The following is a 16193-nucleotide window of genomic DNA, read 5'->3' on the forward strand; positions in this document are numbered from 1 at the left end:
ACCGCACATGGTATGTGAACTCCTGTTTCGGCCGGTGTCGCGTCCGCGATTGCGAGGCTATGCTTTGGCCGTCGCTGCAATCGAGCAGAGGACCGGAAGACCGCTTCGCTGACGGCGCCGCAAGCCCTTGCCTCGATCCCGGCTGTCCAGCGGACTCACGCTCGATCCTTGGGCGAGGGCAGGCAACACCGTCGAAGCCTTCCCTGAAGATTAATCTTTATAGTCGATCCACATTTGTTTAATTCGAATGACATTTGTTTGATTTATCTTCCTATTTTTCCGGTAATCTCCCCAGCGCGGCCATATAGAGCCGCAGAAGGCGGCCCGGTTCGGTACTCCGCCATAACGCACGCCAGTGTTGTCCACCCAACCACGGAAGGGTATGGCTTGTTAACCAGGCCGTCGTTATCCATTCGGCATTGCGCATTGCGCTGCCGCTCGGTGGCGGCGCAATTTCTTCGCTTCATGCCGGAATAATCAGGAGAAGTCTTAATGAAAAAAACAACTGCAATCCCTCTGCTCGGCGCAACGGTGTTGCTTGCCTCCCTGCTTGGCGGGTGCGCCACGGAAACCTCGACCGCCCTGCCGGTGCAGAAGGTGGAGAGCGCCAGCCGCCCCTACGCCGGCGTGCGGACCCCGATCGCCGTTGGCAAGTTCGATAACCGCTCGAGCTATATGCGGGGCGTGTTTTCCGACGGCGTCGACCGGCTGGGCGGCCAGGCCAAGACCATCCTGATCACGCATCTGCAGCAAACCAACCGATTCAATGTGCTGGATCGCGACAATATGGAAGAGATCAAGCGCGAGGCGGCGATCAAGAGCCAGGCGCAGCGGCTGAAGGGCGCTGATTATGTGGTCACCGGCGACGTGACCGAGTTCGGGCGCAAGGAGACCGGCGACAAGCAGTTGTTCGGCATTCTGGGCCGTGGCAAATCGCAGGTGGCTTACGCCAAGGTTGCCTTGAACGTGGTCAATATCGCGACGTCGGAAGTCGTCTTCTCCGCCCAGGGCGCGGGCGAGTACGCACTGTCGAGCCGCGAGGTCATCGGCTTCGGCGGAACCTCCAGCTACGACTCGACGCTTAACGGCAAGGTGCTGGATCTGGCGATGCGCGAGGCGGTCACGAATCTGGTCACCGGCATCGAAAGCGGCGCCTGGAAGCCGGGCAATCCCTGAGCATCGACGACCGACCAGGAAAAGAGATGAACAAGATATTTCGGCCATGGCGCCCGCTGGCGCCGGTCTTGATGGGAAGCGTCTTGCTGGCAGGGTGCGCGGCGCCCAAGAGCCTGTATCAATGGGAGAGCTACCAGCCCCAGGTCTACGAGTATTTCAAGGGGGAATCGAAGCAGGCGCAGGTCGAGGCGCTCGAGCGCGATCTGCAGAAGATCACCGCGGCGGGCAGCAAGGCGCCACCGGGCTACCACGCGCACCTGGGCCTGTTGTATGCCGATATTGGCAAGGACGACCAGATGGTCCAGCAATTCCAGACGGAGAAGACCCTGTTTCCGGAGTCGGCGACTTATGTCGATTTCCTGTTGAAGAACGTCAAGCGGGGTGGGGATAAGAAATGAAGCCACTGTTCAAGCGCATACTCGCCATCTCGGCGGTGGCCTTGCTGGCGGCCGGGTGCGCCGCGCCCAAGCAGGTCGACTATGCCGCCTTCAAGCAGAGCCGCCCCCGCTCGATCGTGGTCCTGCCGCCGCTGAACGAGTCGCCCGACGTGCAGGCGACGTACAGTATGCTGTCGCAGGTCACCTATCCGCTCGCCGAAGCCGGCTACTACGTGCTGCCGGTGGCGCTGGTGGATGAGACCTTCAAGCAGAACGGCCTGACCACCGCGGGCGATATCCACGGCGTCGCGCCGGCAAAGCTGAAGGACATCTTCGGGGCGGATGCGGCGCTGTACGTCACCGTGACGAAATACGGCACCACCTATATGGTGCTCAGCAGCGCCACCGTGGTGACCGCAAGCGCGAAGCTGGTCGACCTGAAGAGCGGCGAAACGCTGTGGAGCGGCTCCGCCTCGGCCTCCAACGACGAAGGCGGCAACAGTGGCGGCGGGCTGGTCGGCATGCTGGTTACCGCGGCGATCAAGCAGGTGGTCAACAGCGTCACGGAAGCGGGTCATACCGTGGCCGGCGTGACCAGCCAGCGGTTGCTGTCGGCTGGGCGCCCGGGCAGCATCCTGTATGGGCCGCGCAATCCGAAGTACGGTACGGATTGAGGTCGGCAAGGGCGCGGCGTCGTGCCGCACCCTGTCATGCCGTGCAAGCCCGGCGCGTGCGGTGCCGGCAAGAGACGGCGCCGCGCTTCGACGGGCAGGCGGCGCGGTCACTGCCGCTCGATCCTGCCGAGCATCAGCGCGCCCCCCATGTAGCCGCCGACGCTCAAAACACCAAAGCGTGGACGATCCAACGTTCCGGTCAGCAATGGTATCGGCAGCGCACGAATATGACGCCCGCCGGCGCCGCGGACAAAAATAAAAAACCCCGCAGGCATAAGGCCTTGCGGGGTCTTTGTTGTCCGCCAATGTTGGCTGGCGGCCGGTATCTGGCTTAGACGTTGAACAAGAAATTCATCACATCCCCATCCTTCACCACATACTCCTTCCCTTCCGCCCGCATCTTGCCGGCTTCCTTGGCGCCTTGCTCGCCCTTGTAGGCGATGAAGTCCTCATAGGCGATGGTCTGGGCGCGGATGAAGCCGCGTTCGAAGTCGGTGTGGATCACGCCGGCGGCCTGCGGGGCGGTGTCGCCCACGTGGATGGTCCAGGCGCGCACTTCCTTCACGCCAGCGGTGAAATAGGTCTGCAGGCCCAGCAGGGTGAAGCCGGCGCGGATCACGCGGTCCAGGCCGGGTTCTTCCATGCCGAGGTCGGCCAGGAACTCGGCCTTGTCCGCCTCGTCGAGGTCGGCGATCTCGGCTTCGATGGCGGCGCAGACCGCCACCACCGGCGACTTGGTCTTGGCGGCGTGGGCGCGCACGGCGTCCAGGTGCGGGTTGTTCTCGAAGCCGTCTTCGCGCACGTTGGCGACGTACATGGTGGGCTTGGCGGTGATCAGGCACAGCGGCTTGATGGCTGTCCATTCTTCGTCGGACAGGTCGAGCGTGCGCACGGCCCTGGCTTCGTTGAGCACGGCCTGGGCCTTTTCCAGCACGGCCACCAGGCGCAGTGCTTCCTTGTCGCCGGCGCGGGCGGGCTTGATGTAGCGGGCGTGCGCCTTTTCCACCGTGGCGAGGTCGGCCAGCGCGAGTTCGGTGTTGATCACCTCGATGTCCGACAGCGGGTCGACCTTGCCGGCCACGTGGATCACGTTCTCATCCTCGAAGCAGCGCACCACGTGGGTGATGGCGTCGGTTTCGCGGATATTGGCCAGGAACTGGTTGCCCAGGCCTTCACCCTTGGAGGCGCCCGCCACCAGGCCGGCGATGTCGACGAATTCGACCACGGCCGGCAGGACGCGCTCGGGTTTGACGACCTCTGCCAGCTTGGCAAGCCTCGTATCCGGCACTTCCACTACGCCCACATTGGGCTCGATGGTGCAGAACGGGTAGTTCTCGGCGGCGATGCCGGCCTTGGTTAGGGCGTTGAACAGCGTGGACTTGCCGACGTTGGGCAGGCCGACGATGCCGCATTTGAGGCTCATGGTAAACCTTATAAATCAATGGGTTGCTGTTCGTCCCGGGTTGTCCTGGGTGCATCCGGCCCGTGGCAAGGGCGGCTTGGCGACGTGTCAGGGGGAACACCGGGCACGAGGCAAAACCAGCAAAACGGGGCGACGCTTCACCGGTTTTGTACTGGATTTGCCATCAGAAAAACGGCTATTGTAACCTTCCCTGGCACCGCGCTGGACCGCTACGGGGCGAGTCCGGGGGACCCATTCTTGCGGGATGGGTGTTTGGTATAGGCCCAGGCGCGGCCTGGTTTGCTCGTTGCAACCGGGCATGTGACCCAAGGCCGTCCCACAAGGGCTGGGCGTTGTGCGCCAGTGTTGCAGGCGCGAACGTGCGAGAGCGAGCCGAAGCCGTCACGGCAGGGTGGCTATAATCCACGCATGACTCGTCCATCTCCCTCCCGTTTCCAGGTTGCCGTGGTCGGCGGCGGCATCGTCGGCAAGGCTTGTGCGTTGCTGCTGGCCCAGCAGGGCATGCAGGTGGCGCTGATCGCGCCGCGCCCGCCGGCCGCCGCGCCGGAAGCGGACCAGTGGGACAGCCGCATCTACGCTTTCTCCGCCAGTTCGCAGGCCCTGCTCGAGCGGTTGAGGGTGTGGGAGGCGCTGAATCCCGCGCGGGTGCAGCCGGTCTGCGACATGCGCGTGTTCGGCGATGCGAGCGCGGCCCGGGCCGATGTCACGGCCGCCGGCGACCTGCATTTCTCCGCCTATGCCGCCACGGTGCCCCAGCTGGCCTGGATCATCGAGTCGGGCCACGTCGAGCGCACGCTCGATACGGCCTTGCGCTTCCAGCACCAGGTGCACTGGCATGACGACACCGCCGCGGCCTTCCTGCGCGACCATGACGGCGCCACGCTGACCCTGGCCGGCGGCGACAAGGTGCGCGCGGCCTGCGTGGTGGGCGCGGACGGCGCGCGCTCCTGGCTGCGCGATCAATGCCATATTCCGGTTTCCAAGCGCCGCTATCGCCAGCTTGGCGTGGTGGCCAATTTCGAGTGCGAGCTGCCGCACCAGGATACGGCCTGGCAGTGGTTCCTGGGCGTGCCGCCCAAGCTGATGGCCGACGAGGAACCCGCCAACGGCGAGATCCTTGCCATCCTGCCCTTGCCCGGGCGCCGCGTCTCCATGGTCTGGTCGGCCGATGAAGGCCACGCCAGCGAGCTGCTGGCGCTGTCGCCGGAGGCGCTGGCCGCCACCGTGATGCAGGCCGCCAGCGGTGCGGTGGGCCGCCAGTTCGGCGCGCTGCGCTGCATTACGCCGGCGCAGGGCTTCCCGCTGGTGCTGCAGCGGGCCGAGCAGTTCGTGCAGCCGCACGTGGTGCTGGTGGGCGATGCCGCCCATGTGGTGCACCCGCTGGCGGGGCAGGGGATGAACCTGGGTTTGCGCGATGTCGCGGAACTTGGCCGCGTGATGGCCGCCAAAGAGTCTTTCCGCGGCGAAGGCGAACTGCGCCTGCTGCGCCGCTACGAGCGGGCGCGCGCCACCGACCTGCTCTCCCTGACTGCCGCCACCGATGGCCTGCACCGGCTGTTCTCCCTGCCCGGCGGCGTTGCGCGCACGGTGCGCAATACCGGCATGCGGGTGGTGGGCGGACAGTCGCTGCTTAAACGTTTTCTAATCGGCCGCGCGCTGGGCTGAGCCCCGGGCACGCTATTTTGCGCTCCCTGCGCGCCCCGAACCATCGATTCACTGGAGTCATCATGTTGCAATTCCTGCGCCGCCGTCCCGCCCTTTCCGTCACCATTGCCGGTGGCCTTGCGGCAGCCGGCTTCGCGCTGCACGCCATGGCCGCGGGCGAGCCCGGCGTCGACCGCATCAAGGAATCGATGCAGAAAATGCTGGGCGGACGCGCCGAAGTGAAGAGCGTGGCCAAGACCCCGGTGCCCGGCCTGTTCGAGGTGAACATCGGCGGCCAGGTGGTCTATACGGATGCCAGCGGCCGCTACATCATCAACGGCGAGATGGTCGACACCAAGACCGGCACCAACCTGACCGAGGAGCGGCTGGCCAGCATCAACCGCATCAAGTGGACGGACCTGCCGCTGGCGCGCGCCATCAAATGGACCAAGGGCGACGGCAGCCGCCAGGTGGCGGTGTTCTCCGACCCGAATTGCGGTTACTGCAAGCGCATCGAGCAGACTTTCCAGCAGATGGACAACATCACGGTCTACACCTTCCTGTATCCGGTGCTGTCGCCGGATTCCGAGGTGAAGGCCAAGCAGGTCTGGTGCGCCGCCGACCGCACCAAGGCCTGGCGCGACTGGATGGTCAACAAGGTGGCGCTGACCGGCAACGGCAGCTGCAAGACCCCCGTGGATGAGAACCTGGCGCTCGGCCAGAGCCTCAATGTCACCGGCACGCCGGCCGTGTTCTTCATGGACGGCACCCGCATTCCCGGCGCCGCCGACGCCGCCACGCTCGAGCGCAAGCTCGCCAGCCTCAAGAAGTAAGCACACAGCGCCGGCGGCCTTCCCGGCACTGCCGTGCCGGGACCGGCCGGTCGTCTTTGCGCAAAGACCAGAATCCGGAAACCGGAAGGAGACACCATGACGTTCCAGGCCCTGCTATTGACCCAGGCTGATGGCGCCACCCAGGCCGCCGTGACCGCGCTCGACGAATCCAGCCTGCCTGCCGAGGGCGATGTGCTGGTGGCGGTCGACTACTCCACCATCAACTTCAAGGACGGGCTGGCCATCACCGGCCGCTCGCCGGTGGTGCGCAAGTGGCCGATGGTGGCCGGCATCGACGGGGCCGGCACGGTGCTGGAATCCACCCATCCGCGCTGGAAGGCCGGCGACAAGGTGGTGCTCAACGGCTACGGCGTGGGCGAGACGCACTGGGGCTGCCTGGCGCAGCGCGCCCGCCTCAGGGGCGACTGGCTGGTGGCGTTGCCGGATGCCTTCACCACGCAACAGGCCATGGCCATCGGCACCGCCGGCTATACCGCCATGCTGTCGGTGCTGGCGCTGGAGCGCGCGGGCGTCAGGCCGGGCGACGGCGAGGTGCTGGTGACCGGCGCCTCGGGCGGCGTGGGCTCGGTTGCCATCGCGGTGCTGGGCAAGCTCGGCTATCGCGTGGTGGCTTCCACGGGCAAGACCAGCGAGGCGGATTTCCTCAAGGCGCTGGGTGCGGCCGAGGTGATCGACCGCGGGCCCCTGAGCGCCCCCGGCAAACCGATGCAAAAAGAACGCTGGGCCGCGGTGGTGGATTCGGTGGGTTCCCACACGCTGGTCAATGCCTGCGCGCAGGTGCGCTACGGCGGCGCGGTGACGGCCTGCGGGCTGGCGCAGGGCCTGGATTTCCCGGCCTCGGTAGCGCCCTTCATCCTGCGCGGCATCACGCTCTACGGCATCGACAGCGTGATGGCGCCGATGGTGCGGCGCGAAGAGGCCTGGCGGCGGCTGGCGCAGGATCTGGAGCCGCAGCGCCTGCGCGCCATCACCCGCGAGATCGGCCTGTCCGAGGCGATCGAGGCCGGGCGCAGGATCGTCGACGGCGGCATGCGCGGCCGCGTGGTGGTGAACGTCAACGCCTGAGCGGGCGCGGGGGGCGGGGCGCAGGCATGGCGCTACAATCACGCTCATGAAGCCGATCCAATACGCCATCGCCCCGCTTCAACCGGAAGCGCACCTGTTTGCCGTCACCGTCACGGTCGACGCCCCCAATCCCGCCGGCCAGCAGTTCTACCTGCCGGCGTGGATTCCAGGCAGCTACATGATCCGCGAGTTCGCCCGCAATATCGTGCGCATCCGCGCGGATGCCGGGGGCAGGCCGGTGGCGCTCACCAAGCTCGACAAGCAGAGCTGGCAGGCGGCGCCGGTGGACGGTCCGCTCACGCTCAGCTACGAGGTCTATGCCTGGGACCTGTCGGTGCGTGCCGCGCATCTTGACGCCACGCACGGCTTCTTCAACGGCAGCTCGGTCTTCCTGTGCGCCGAAGGGCGGGAAGACCATCCCTGCACGGTTGATATCCATGCGCCTTTGGGCGAAGCCTACGCTGGCTGGCGCGTTGCCACTGCCATGCGCGAGGCCCCGGGGCGGGGCGGCGCAAAGCGCTACGGCTTCGGCCGCTACCAGGTGGCCGATTACGACGAACTGGTCGACCATCCCGTCGAGATGGGCAACTTCACCCTGGGCAGCTTCCGCGCCTGCGGCGCCCAGCACGACGTGGTGTTCACCGGCCGCGTGCCGCAGCTCGACCTGGACCGCGTGTGCCGGGACCTGAAGCAGATCTGCGAGGCGCAGATCCGGCTGTTCGAGCCGGGGACGGAGAAGGCGCCGTTCCTCGACAGCAACCGCCGCTACGTGTTCATGACCATGGTCACGACCGACGGCTACGGCGGCCTGGAGCACCGCGCCAGCACCGCGCTGATGTGCGCGCGCGCCGACCTGCCGGCGCGCGGCAAGGCGGAGGCCAGCGAGGGCTACCGCACCTTTCTCGGCCTGTGCAGCCACGAATATTTCCATACCTGGAACGTCAAGCGCATCAAGCCCGCGGCTTTCGTGCCGTACCGGCTGCGCGAGGAAACCCACACGCCGCTGCTGTGGCTGTTCGAAGGCTTCACCAGCTACTACGACGACCTGATGCTGGTGCGCAGCGGCACCATCACGGAGAAGCAGTACGTGGAGTTGCTGGCCAAGACCTGGAACGGCGTGCTGCGCGGCAACGGCCGCACCAAGCAGAGCGTGGCGGAGAGCTCCTTCGATGCCTGGACCAAGTACTACCGCCAGGACGAGAACGCGCCCAACGCCGTCGTCAGCTACTACACCAAGGGTTCGCTGGTGGCGCTGGTGCTGGATCTCACCATCCGCGCCCAGACCCGCAACCGCCGCTCGCTCGACGACATCATGCGCGCGCTGTGGCAGCGCTACGGCAGCGGCTTCTACGCGCCGGGCGCCGAGCGGCGCGGCGTGACCGAGGCCGGGCTGTACGCCCTGTTCGATGAAGTGAGCGGCCTGCGCCTGGGCGCGCTGCTGCGCTCGCTGACCGAAGGCACCGGCGAGTTGCAACTGGCGGCGCTCCTCAAGCCCTTCGGCGTCAAGGCGGTGCCCACCAAGCCGGAGCGCAGCGCCGCGCTCGGCATCAAGACCAAGAATGAAGACGGCTGGGTGCGCGTGACCCAGGTGCTCGACGGCGGCGCCGCGCAGGCGGCGGGCCTCTCGGCAGGCGATCTGCTGGCCGCGGTGGACAGCCTGCGCGTGGTGCCCGGCCAGCTCGACAAGCTGCTGGCGCGCTACCGCGCCGGCGACAGCGCCGAGTGCCACGTGTTCCGCCGGGATGAGCTGCATGTGCTGCCGCTGACCTTCGCGCGCGAGCCGGCCGTGCAATACACCGTGACGGCCGAAGGCGGCCGGCAAGCGATGCGGGCGCGCTGGCTGGGCCAGTAAGCCCGCGCCCCCAGCAAGGACGCAACGACGCCACATGCAATACGCGCACGACGCACGCACCTTCGTTTATTCGCACTACGTCTATCGCGGACTGCGCTCCGCGACCGGGGTGATCGGCGCCACGCTGATCGCCCTGCAGTTCGCCGACCTGCCCACCGCCATGGTGGTGTCGATGGGCGCGCTGTGCACCAGCCTGATGGACCTGCCCAATCCGTTGAACCACAAGTTCAACGAGATGATGGCCAGCGTGCTGTTGTGCAGCGCGGTGACCTTGCTGGTGGCCATGGCCACGCCCTTTCCGCGCGTGATGCCATTCGTGCTGGTGCTGGTGACCTTCATGGCCGGCATGATGACGGCGTACGGCAACAAGACCTTGCCCCTGCAGTTCTCCGCCTTGTTCGTGATGACGCTGACCATCAACGAGGATTTCGTGGTGCGCCGCGCCATCGAGCATGCCTTGTTGTTCACCGTGGGCGCGGTGGCCTACATGGCCTACGCGATGGCGGTGAGCTGGGCGACGCAGCGGCGCACCAAGCAGCAGGTGCTGGCCGAGTCCTTGTACGAGATGGCGAGCTACCTGGAAATCAAGGCCGGCTTCTACGACGCCGGCAACGACTACGAGGCGCTGTTCAACCAGCTGGTGCGCCAGCAGATCGTGGTGGCCGAGCGCCAGCAGGCCGCGCGGGACCTGGTGCTGCGCGGCAACCGCACGACGCACGACGGGCTGCTGGTGCAGGTCCACATGCGTATGCTGGACCTGTACGAGTACATCCTGTCCACCAACACCGATTACCCGCTGCTGCGGCAGACCTTCGGCAGCACGCCGGTGCTCGACCACCTGCGCCGGCTGGTGCAATTGATGTGCAAGGACGTCGAGGCGATCGCCTTCGACATCACGCGGGGCCGGCCTTCCTACGCCGAGGTGGATTACCGGCAGGTGCTGCGCGCGGTCGAGCAGGAGATTGCGCAGCTGCGCTATCACCACATCAACCCGGCGGCGATGACGGCGCTGGCGGAAACGCTCGACATGATCAAGGGCGCCATCGCGCTGGTCGAGCAGCTGCACGAGGCTTCGCGCACGCCCGTCGAGCCCAGCAAGGTCCTGCCCGGGCCGGACATGACGCCGTTCCTGACGCGCCAGCGCTACGAGCTGAAGGTGCTGCGCGACAACCTGAACTGGAAGTCGCCGGCCTTCCGCTTCGCGCTGCGCATCACCATGGCGGTGGGAGCGGGGTTGTGGATTGCCGACCACCTGCCTTATGTCTCGCACAGCTACTGGATCCTGCTGACCATCATCGTCATCCTGAAACCCAATTTCAGCATGACCAAGCAGCGCTACAACGACCGCCTGATCGGTACGCTGATCGGCTGTGCGATCTCGGTGGCGGTGCTCAAGGTGGTGCACCAGCCGCTGATCCTGCTGGGCGTGCTGTTCCTTGCGCTGGTGGCGAGCACGGCGTTTTCCACCATCAAGTACCGCTATACCGCCGTGGCCGCCTGCGTGCAGGTGCTGATCCAGATCAACCTGCTGATGCCGGGCAGTTCCACGGTGGCGGGCGAGCGGCTGATCGATACGGTGATCGGCGGGCTGATCGCGTCGGTGTTCAGCTTCGTGCTGCCGAGCTGGGAATACCGGGCGCTGCCCGCGCTGGTGGACAACGTGCTGCAGGCCAACCGCCGCTATATCGCCGCCACGCGCGACCTGCTGCTGCGCGTGGCCAAGGACGACTTTGCCTACCGGGTGCAGCGCAAGCAGTTCATGGACAGCCTGTCCGCGCTGATCGGGTCGTTCCAGCGCATGCTCGACGAGCCCAAGAGCCGGCATCGCGCGGTGGACAACCTGAACCGCTTCATCGTGCAGAACTACCTGGTGGCGGCACACGTGGCCGCGGCGCGCATCCAGGTGCGCGAGCACTATGGCGAGCTCGACCTGCCGGCTGCCGAAGCCGCGATCCGGCAGGCCACCGATGCCGCCACGCACAGCCTGCAACTGGCCAGCCAGCGGCTGGCCGACGACGATCGGGCGGGCGGGCGCGGTGCGGGATTCATCCGTGCGGCGAAGGAGCGGGCGAAGGCGGCCGAGGGGCAACAGCCGCCGGACCGCTCAAAAACGGTCGGGAACACGCAGAGCCCGGGTGCGATGCTGGCCGGTGCCGCCGCTACGGTCATGGCAGCCGATATCGCCGGCAGCGGCGCCGCTGTCGCTGCCGGCGTCATGCCGGGCAACGATGCCGCGAATGCCGTCAAGGCCGCCGCCGCCGAGAATGCCGCCAACGCGGCGGCCGCAGCCGACGAAGCCAGCGAGCGCCGTGCCCGCCTGGCCGATTCCGCCGATCGCCGCCGCGCCGATGTGCTGGTGCAGGCCGCGGCGTCGGGCGAACTGGCCCGCGCTGCCAGCGAGGCCGGCGCCACCGCCAGTTCCGCCAGCTCGACCGGGCGCACCGCCAATGCCATCCTGGAGCGCCGCCTGCGCGCGCTGCGCGAGGACGCCGCCAAGATCGCGCTGCGTACCGGCGCGATCGGCCGCGCGATGCGCCAGCGCTAATGTCCTGAGTCTGAAACCCGTTGAAGAAACAAGTCTGTCGGGAAGGCGTGGGAGCCTGGGGGCGAAGCGCAGCAAGGCTGAAGCCTTGCGAGCATTGGTGACGACGGGGCGCGCGTCCCGTCGACGGACTGATTCGACGAATCTGTGAATCAGGACACTGGGCCAGGCGCCGTCAGGCCGATGCGTCGGTGTGCGCTGGCTGCTCTTCCTTGGGCAGCGTCAGCATGCCGCTGTTGTAGCTGTACTCGTAGACCTCGCCGTAGCGGCCCCATTCGATGCCGACGGTCAGCACGCGCTGTGCCTCGTCCGGCTTGAGGAAGGCCTCCAGTTCGCGCAGCACGTGTTCTTCCTTGATCTCGCCATCCTCGGCCTGTTCGAGTTCGTGGCGGACATGCGCGGCCAGCGCCACGTGCTGCAGCAACTGCTTGCCGAACAGCACCTTGCGCTCGGGCGGCTCGGTCTCGTAGTAGGCACGGCCAAGGGCGGTGGCGCTGATGTCGCCGCGCTCGATGGTGGCCAGCTGCAGCAGGTGCAGCGCCTCGCAGGCGGGCAGCAGCTCATCGTCGGTCAGGCTGGCTTCCTCGGCCAGGTGGGGCAGGTCGGCGCGGCCGAAGAAGGGCGCTTCGCAGAGCAGGTCGAGAATGGCCTCCATCTGGCTGATGTCCGCGTCCGGCAGGCGGTAGCCGATGTCCTGGGCGGCCGCCAGCGCGGGCACGCGCGGCCCGAGCGCCGCCGGCGAGGTCATCAGCGTATAGACCTCGTCGATCAGCGCGCGCACCTGCGACGAATCGCGGTTGCGCGGGCGCGGGAAGGGGATGTTCACCTCGGCGCGGATGCGGCCCGGATCGCTCGACAGGATGACGATGCGGTCCGCCATCATCACCGCCTCCTCGATATTGTGCGAGACGATCAGGATGCACTTGATATTGGTGCGGCCGTTCTCCCACAGGTCGAGCATTTCGTCGCGCAGGGTTTCGCCGGTCAGCACGTCGAGGGCGGAGAAGGCTTCGTCCATCAGCAGCAGGTCGGGCTCGGTCACCATGGCTCGGGCAATACCCACGCGCTGGCGCATGCCGCCGGAGAGCTCGCGCGGCAGCGCGCTGTTGAAGCCCGACAGGCCGATCATGTCGATCGCAGCCTCGGCCCGGCGCGCGCGTTCTTCCTTTTGCACGCCCTGTGCTTCCAGCCCCAGTTCCACGTTTTGCTGTACGGTCAGCCAGGGAAACAGCGCGAACGACTGGAACACCATGGCGATGCCCTCGGCGGTCCCGCGCAGCGGATGGCCGCGGAAGCGGACTTCGCCGCGGTCGGTGCCGACCAGGCCGGCCATGATGCGCAGCAGGGTGGACTTGCCCGAGCCGGACTTGCCCAGCATGGCGACGATCTCGCCGCGCTTGAGTGTCAGGTCCACGCCTTCCAGCACGGCGCGGTCGGTGTGGTCGGCGGTGCGGAAGATCTTTGAGACGCCGCGCAGTTCGATGACTGCCGGGGTTGCGTCTGCGGTGCTGCTTGCCATATTCGGATTCCGTTCGGGATGCAAAGGCGCGACGGCCATCGCGCAATAGCTAATCTAGTCGCTGGATCAGAGACGGGTGCGTTCCTGCGCGAGCTGGTACAGGCGGTTCCACAGCAGGCGGTTGAAACCCACCACGAACACCGCCATCACGCCGATGCCCAGCGCGATGCGGGGGAAGTCTCCCTTGGCCGTCATCTCCGCGATGTAGCTGCCAAGGCCGGTGGCGATCAGGGTGTGGTCGCCCCAGGACACGTACTCGGACACGATACTCGCGTTCCAGGAGCCGCCGGCGGCAGTCACCAGCCCGGTCAGCAGGCTGGGGAACACCGCGGGGATCAGGAAGCGCTTCCACATCAGCCAGCCGCGCAGGCCGAAGTTGCGTGCCGCCAGCTTGAGTTCGGTGGGGATGCCGGAGGCGCCCGCGATCACATTGAACAGGATGTACCACTGCGTGCCGAAAATCATCAGCGGGCTCAGCCAGATCTCCGGGTTCAGGCCGAAGCGCGCGATCAGCATGACCACCAGCGGGAACATCAGGTTGGCCGGGAAGGCCGCCAGGAACTGCGCCACCGGCTGCGCGATGCGCGCCACCGACGGGTTCAGGCCGATGCGGATACCGATTGGCACCCAGATCAGCGCGGCCAGCGCGATCAGCACGATCACCCGCACCATGGTGAGGAAGCCCAGCCACAGCACATGGCCCACTTCGGCCCAGCCCACCTCGGTACGCACGAAGTGCATGACGCGGTACATGGCTGCCATGGCGATCAGGATGATGATGAGGTTGGTGGCGCGCTCGAACCAGACCGCGCGCACGCCGTTGCCGGCTTGCGGCGCCGCCGCCTTGCGGCCGGAGCGCCAGGCCAGCGTGCGCTCGGCCAGCCCCGCGGTGCGGCCCAGCAGCACGCGCACCCATTCCGAGCGGCGCAGCAGGTCGAGCAGCCAGGACTGGGGTTCGTTCTCCTGCGCCATGGTCTCGAAGCGGAAGCGGTCGGCCCAGGCGATCAGCGGCCGGAACAGCAGCTGGTCGTAGAGCACGATGCCGATCAGCATGGCGAGGATGGCCCAGCCGATCGCCGCCAGGTTCTGCTGCTGGATCGCCAGCGAGATGTAGGAGCCGATGCCGGGCAGCTTGATGTCGTTGCCGGACACCGAGATGGCTTCGGAGGCCACCACGAAGAACCAGCCGCCGGACATCGACATCATCATGTTCCACAGCAGGCCGGGCATGGCGTATGGCACTTCGAGGCGCCAGAACTTCTGCCAGGCGGACAGCCGGAACATGGCGGCCGCCTCCTGCAGGTCGCTCGGGATGGTGCGGATCGACTGGTACAGGCTGAACGCCATGTTCCAGGCCTGCGAGGTGAAGATGGCGAAGATGGCCGCGCATTCCACACCCACCAGGCTGCCGGGAAACAAGGCGATAAAGCCAGTGACGGTGATCGACAGGAAACCGAGCACCGGGATCGACTGCAGGATGTCGAGCGCCGGCACCATCACTTTCTCGGCGGTGCGGTTCTTGGAGGCGATCGCCGCGAAGGCGAAGGAGAACAGCAGGGAGGCAGACAGCGCCGCCAGCATGCGGATGCTGGTGCGCATCAGGTAATAGGGCAGGTAGGCTATGTCCAGGTGCAGGTCCAGCGGCTCGCCGGGCTGGTAGGGCACGTTCATCTGCCGGGCGGCGAAGGCCACCAGCACGATCACCGCCAGGATGATGGGCAGCAGGGCCAGGTCGAAGCGGTTCGGCGGCGCCGTCAGCAACTGGCTGGCGTAGCCAGGAGAGGTGACCGTGCTGGCCTGGTCGTGTTCGGCTTGCTGCATCATTGTGGCAAAGGGTCTGTGGCGCGGTTGCCGGGCAAGGCCGGTTGGCCCCAGGCGTGGATCGGAGGGGTTGGCAGGGGCAGTGCGCGTACGCCGGCGCTGCCGGCCAGTCGAATGGGTTCGGCCTGGCCCGGCGCTGTGCCGTCGACGTTACCTGCGCTGCAGTGCCCTTACTGGTAACGTTTTGAATGGGCGCCTAGTTTACCTGTTGTGCATGTCGCGGCTGTTTCAATCCGCGCGAAATCGGCGTTTCAGGGGGCAATTCAGATGGAAACCTGGCACATCGTCGTCACTGGATTGGTGCAGGGCGTGGGCTACCGCGCCGCGTGCGCCGGGCAAGCCACTTCGCTCGGCCTGGGGGGCTGGGTGCGCAACCGGCAGGACGGCTCGGTCGAGGTGATGGCCTACGGCGCTCCGGAGCAGCTCGAAGCCCTGTGTGCCTGGATGCGGCGCGGGCCGCCAGGGGCCCGCGTCAGTACGCTGCAGGCGGGCCCCGGCGAGGGGGAGTTCGATGGTTTCGGCTGGTTGCCGACGGTTTGAGCGGAGCAGGCGGCTTGCGCCCTACGCCGCTCAGGTTGCGCGCCAGTCCACCGGCGTGGCGCCGTGCCGTTCCAGCCAGTCGTTGGCCAGGCGGAAATGCCCGCAGCCCAGGAAACCCCGATGCGCCGAAAGCGGCGAAGGATGCGGCGCTTCCAGCACGCAATGCGAACCGGCCAGCAATGGCTTCTTGGCCTGTGCATGGCTGCCCCACAGCAGGAAGACCAGGTTGGGGCGGGCGGCGGACAGGGCCTGGATCAGGCAGTCCGTCACCGCTTCCCAGCCGCGTCTGGCATGGCTGGCGGCCTGGCCCTGTTCCACCGTCAGCACCGTGTTGAGCAGCAGCACGCCCTGGCGCGCCCAGCCCTCCAGGTTGCCGGAGACGGGCGCCGTGGTGCCGCCGTCGCCGTATTCGGCGGCGATTTCCTTGAAGATGTTGCGCAGGCTGGGCGGCACGCGCACGCCGTCCGGTACCGAGAAGGCCAGGCCGTGCGCCTGCGGTATCTCGTTGCCGTCGACCACGCCGGTGCCGTGATAGGGATCCTGGCCGAGAATCACCACTTTCACGGTCTCGGGCGGCGTCAGGTGCAGGGCGTGGAATACCTCGTGCGGAAACACCGGCTTGCCGGTGGCGCGCTCGCCGTCGACGAAGCCGGCCAGTTCCTGCCAGCCGGCCGTGTTCATGCAGGGGGCCAGCAGCTCGCGCCAG

At 66.9% G+C, this 16193-nt stretch carries 14 protein-coding genes; 9 read left to right on the forward strand and 5 right to left on the reverse strand.

Translation table 11 applies throughout. From position 1 onward, the window contains the following. Positions 1-492: 492 nt before the first annotated feature. From P3W85_RS01860 to P3W85_RS01870, 3 genes are read left to right on the forward strand one after another with little or no spacing between them, the layout of a single operon-like run. Positions 493-1176: a CsgG/HfaB family protein gene (locus P3W85_RS01860; protein ID WP_017231189.1), complete on the forward strand. Its 684-nt coding sequence runs from the start codon at positions 493-495 to the stop codon at positions 1174-1176. A gap of 26 nt (positions 1177-1202) precedes the next feature. Further along, a complete protein-coding gene (locus tag P3W85_RS01865) occupies positions 1203-1574 on the forward strand; it encodes a DUF4810 domain-containing protein (RefSeq protein WP_017231190.1) in 372 nt (123 codons plus the stop codon). Continuing rightward, positions 1571-2227, forward strand: a complete 657-nt coding sequence (locus tag P3W85_RS01870) for a DUF799 domain-containing protein (RefSeq protein ID WP_276263514.1) — start codon at positions 1571-1573, stop codon at positions 2225-2227. The genes P3W85_RS01865 and P3W85_RS01870 overlap by 4 nt, the downstream gene beginning before the upstream one ends. A gap of 107 nt (positions 2228-2334) precedes the next feature. Here P3W85_RS01870 and P3W85_RS01875 read toward each other — a convergent pair whose 3' ends face one another. Together P3W85_RS01875 and ychF are read right to left on the reverse strand one after the other, a co-directional pair. After that, positions 2335-2502, reverse strand: a complete 168-nt coding sequence (locus tag P3W85_RS01875; protein ID WP_276263515.1) for a hypothetical protein — start codon at positions 2500-2502, stop codon at positions 2335-2337. Positions 2503-2558: 56 nt separating this feature from the next. Then, positions 2559-3650 (reverse strand): redox-regulated ATPase YchF, encoded by a 1092-nt coding sequence (ychF, locus tag P3W85_RS01880; protein ID WP_017224034.1) that lies wholly within the window; start codon positions 3648-3650, stop codon positions 2559-2561. A 408-nt stretch (positions 3651-4058) separates the two neighbouring features. Between ychF and P3W85_RS01885 the strand changes: the two genes are divergently transcribed. The 5 genes from P3W85_RS01885 (at position 4059) to P3W85_RS01905 (ending at position 11610) form a co-directional block, all read left to right on the forward strand. Further along, complete coding sequence (locus P3W85_RS01885; RefSeq protein ID WP_276263516.1) at positions 4059-5315, forward strand: UbiH/UbiF family hydroxylase; 1257 nt, start codon at positions 4059-4061, stop codon at positions 5313-5315. A gap of 62 nt (positions 5316-5377) precedes the next feature. Continuing rightward, positions 5378-6127 carry a DsbC family protein gene (locus P3W85_RS01890; protein ID WP_017231300.1) on the forward strand — a complete coding sequence of 250 codons (750 nt, stop codon included), beginning with the start codon at positions 5378-5380 and terminating at the stop codon, positions 6125-6127. Between the two features lie 96 nt (positions 6128-6223). Next, the gene (locus tag P3W85_RS01895) at positions 6224-7213 is read left to right on the forward strand and encodes an MDR family oxidoreductase (protein ID WP_276263517.1); all 990 of its coding nucleotides are present in this window, start codon (positions 6224-6226) and stop codon (positions 7211-7213) included. A gap of 46 nt (positions 7214-7259) precedes the next feature. Continuing rightward, on the forward strand, positions 7260-9065 hold the full coding sequence (locus P3W85_RS01900; RefSeq protein WP_276263518.1) for a M61 family metallopeptidase: 1806 nt from the start codon (positions 7260-7262) through the stop codon (positions 9063-9065). A gap of 34 nt (positions 9066-9099) precedes the next feature. Next, positions 9100-11610, forward strand: coding sequence for an FUSC family protein (locus P3W85_RS01905; RefSeq protein WP_276263519.1), 2511 nt, complete (start codon positions 9100-9102; stop codon positions 11608-11610). A 172-nt stretch (positions 11611-11782) separates the two neighbouring features. On the opposite strand, the gene P3W85_RS01910 is transcribed toward P3W85_RS01905, so the two are convergent. Both P3W85_RS01910 and P3W85_RS01915 read right to left on the reverse strand, forming a co-directional pair. Then, positions 11783-13126, reverse strand: a complete 1344-nt coding sequence (locus P3W85_RS01910) for an ABC transporter ATP-binding protein (RefSeq protein WP_017226312.1) — start codon at positions 13124-13126, stop codon at positions 11783-11785. A 66-nt stretch (positions 13127-13192) separates the two neighbouring features. After that, complete coding sequence (locus P3W85_RS01915) at positions 13193-14947, reverse strand: ABC transporter permease (RefSeq protein WP_276263522.1); 1755 nt, start codon at positions 14945-14947, stop codon at positions 13193-13195. A 267-nt stretch (positions 14948-15214) separates the two neighbouring features. Here P3W85_RS01915 and P3W85_RS01920 point away from each other — a divergent pair, with 267 nt between their 5' ends. Beyond that, positions 15215-15487 (forward strand): acylphosphatase, encoded by a 273-nt coding sequence (locus P3W85_RS01920; RefSeq protein WP_276263520.1) that lies wholly within the window; start codon positions 15215-15217, stop codon positions 15485-15487. A gap of 30 nt (positions 15488-15517) precedes the next feature. Here P3W85_RS01920 and P3W85_RS01925 read toward each other — a convergent pair. Next, positions 15518-16193, reverse strand: a 676-nt coding sequence (locus P3W85_RS01925; protein ID WP_276263521.1) for a uracil-DNA glycosylase, incomplete at its 5' end; no start/stop codon positions are given.

The sequence above is a fragment of the Cupriavidus basilensis genome, from assembly GCF_029335485.1.
GTDB lineage: Bacteria > Pseudomonadota > Gammaproteobacteria > Burkholderiales > Burkholderiaceae > Cupriavidus > Cupriavidus basilensis_E.

Coding starts and splice junctions, on each gene's coding strand:
- P3W85_RS01860 (WP_017231189.1), top strand. CDS start 493: ATGAAAAAAACAACTGCAATCCCTCTGCTCGGCGCAACGGTGTTGCTT.
- P3W85_RS01865 (WP_017231190.1), top strand. CDS start 1,203: ATGAACAAGATATTTCGGCCATGGCGCCCGCTGGCGCCGGTCTTGATG.
- P3W85_RS01870 (WP_276263514.1), top strand. CDS start 1,571: ATGAAGCCACTGTTCAAGCGCATACTCGCCATCTCGGCGGTGGCCTTG.
- P3W85_RS01875 (WP_276263515.1), bottom strand. CDS start 2,502: ATGCCTGCGGGGTTTTTTATTTTTGTCCGCGGCGCCGGCGGGCGTCAT.
- ychF (WP_017224034.1), bottom strand. CDS start 3,650: ATGAGCCTCAAATGCGGCATCGTCGGCCTGCCCAACGTCGGCAAGTCC.
- P3W85_RS01885 (WP_276263516.1), top strand. CDS start 4,059: ATGACTCGTCCATCTCCCTCCCGTTTCCAGGTTGCCGTGGTCGGCGGC.
- P3W85_RS01890 (WP_017231300.1), top strand. CDS start 5,378: ATGTTGCAATTCCTGCGCCGCCGTCCCGCCCTTTCCGTCACCATTGCC.
- P3W85_RS01895 (WP_276263517.1), top strand. CDS start 6,224: ATGACGTTCCAGGCCCTGCTATTGACCCAGGCTGATGGCGCCACCCAG.
- P3W85_RS01900 (WP_276263518.1), top strand. CDS start 7,260: ATGAAGCCGATCCAATACGCCATCGCCCCGCTTCAACCGGAAGCGCAC.
- P3W85_RS01905 (WP_276263519.1), top strand. CDS start 9,100: ATGCAATACGCGCACGACGCACGCACCTTCGTTTATTCGCACTACGTC.
- P3W85_RS01910 (WP_017226312.1), bottom strand. CDS start 13,126: ATGGCAAGCAGCACCGCAGACGCAACCCCGGCAGTCATCGAACTGCGC.
- P3W85_RS01915 (WP_276263522.1), bottom strand. CDS start 14,947: ATGCAGCAAGCCGAACACGACCAGGCCAGCACGGTCACCTCTCCTGGC.
- P3W85_RS01920 (WP_276263520.1), top strand. CDS start 15,215: ATGGAAACCTGGCACATCGTCGTCACTGGATTGGTGCAGGGCGTGGGC.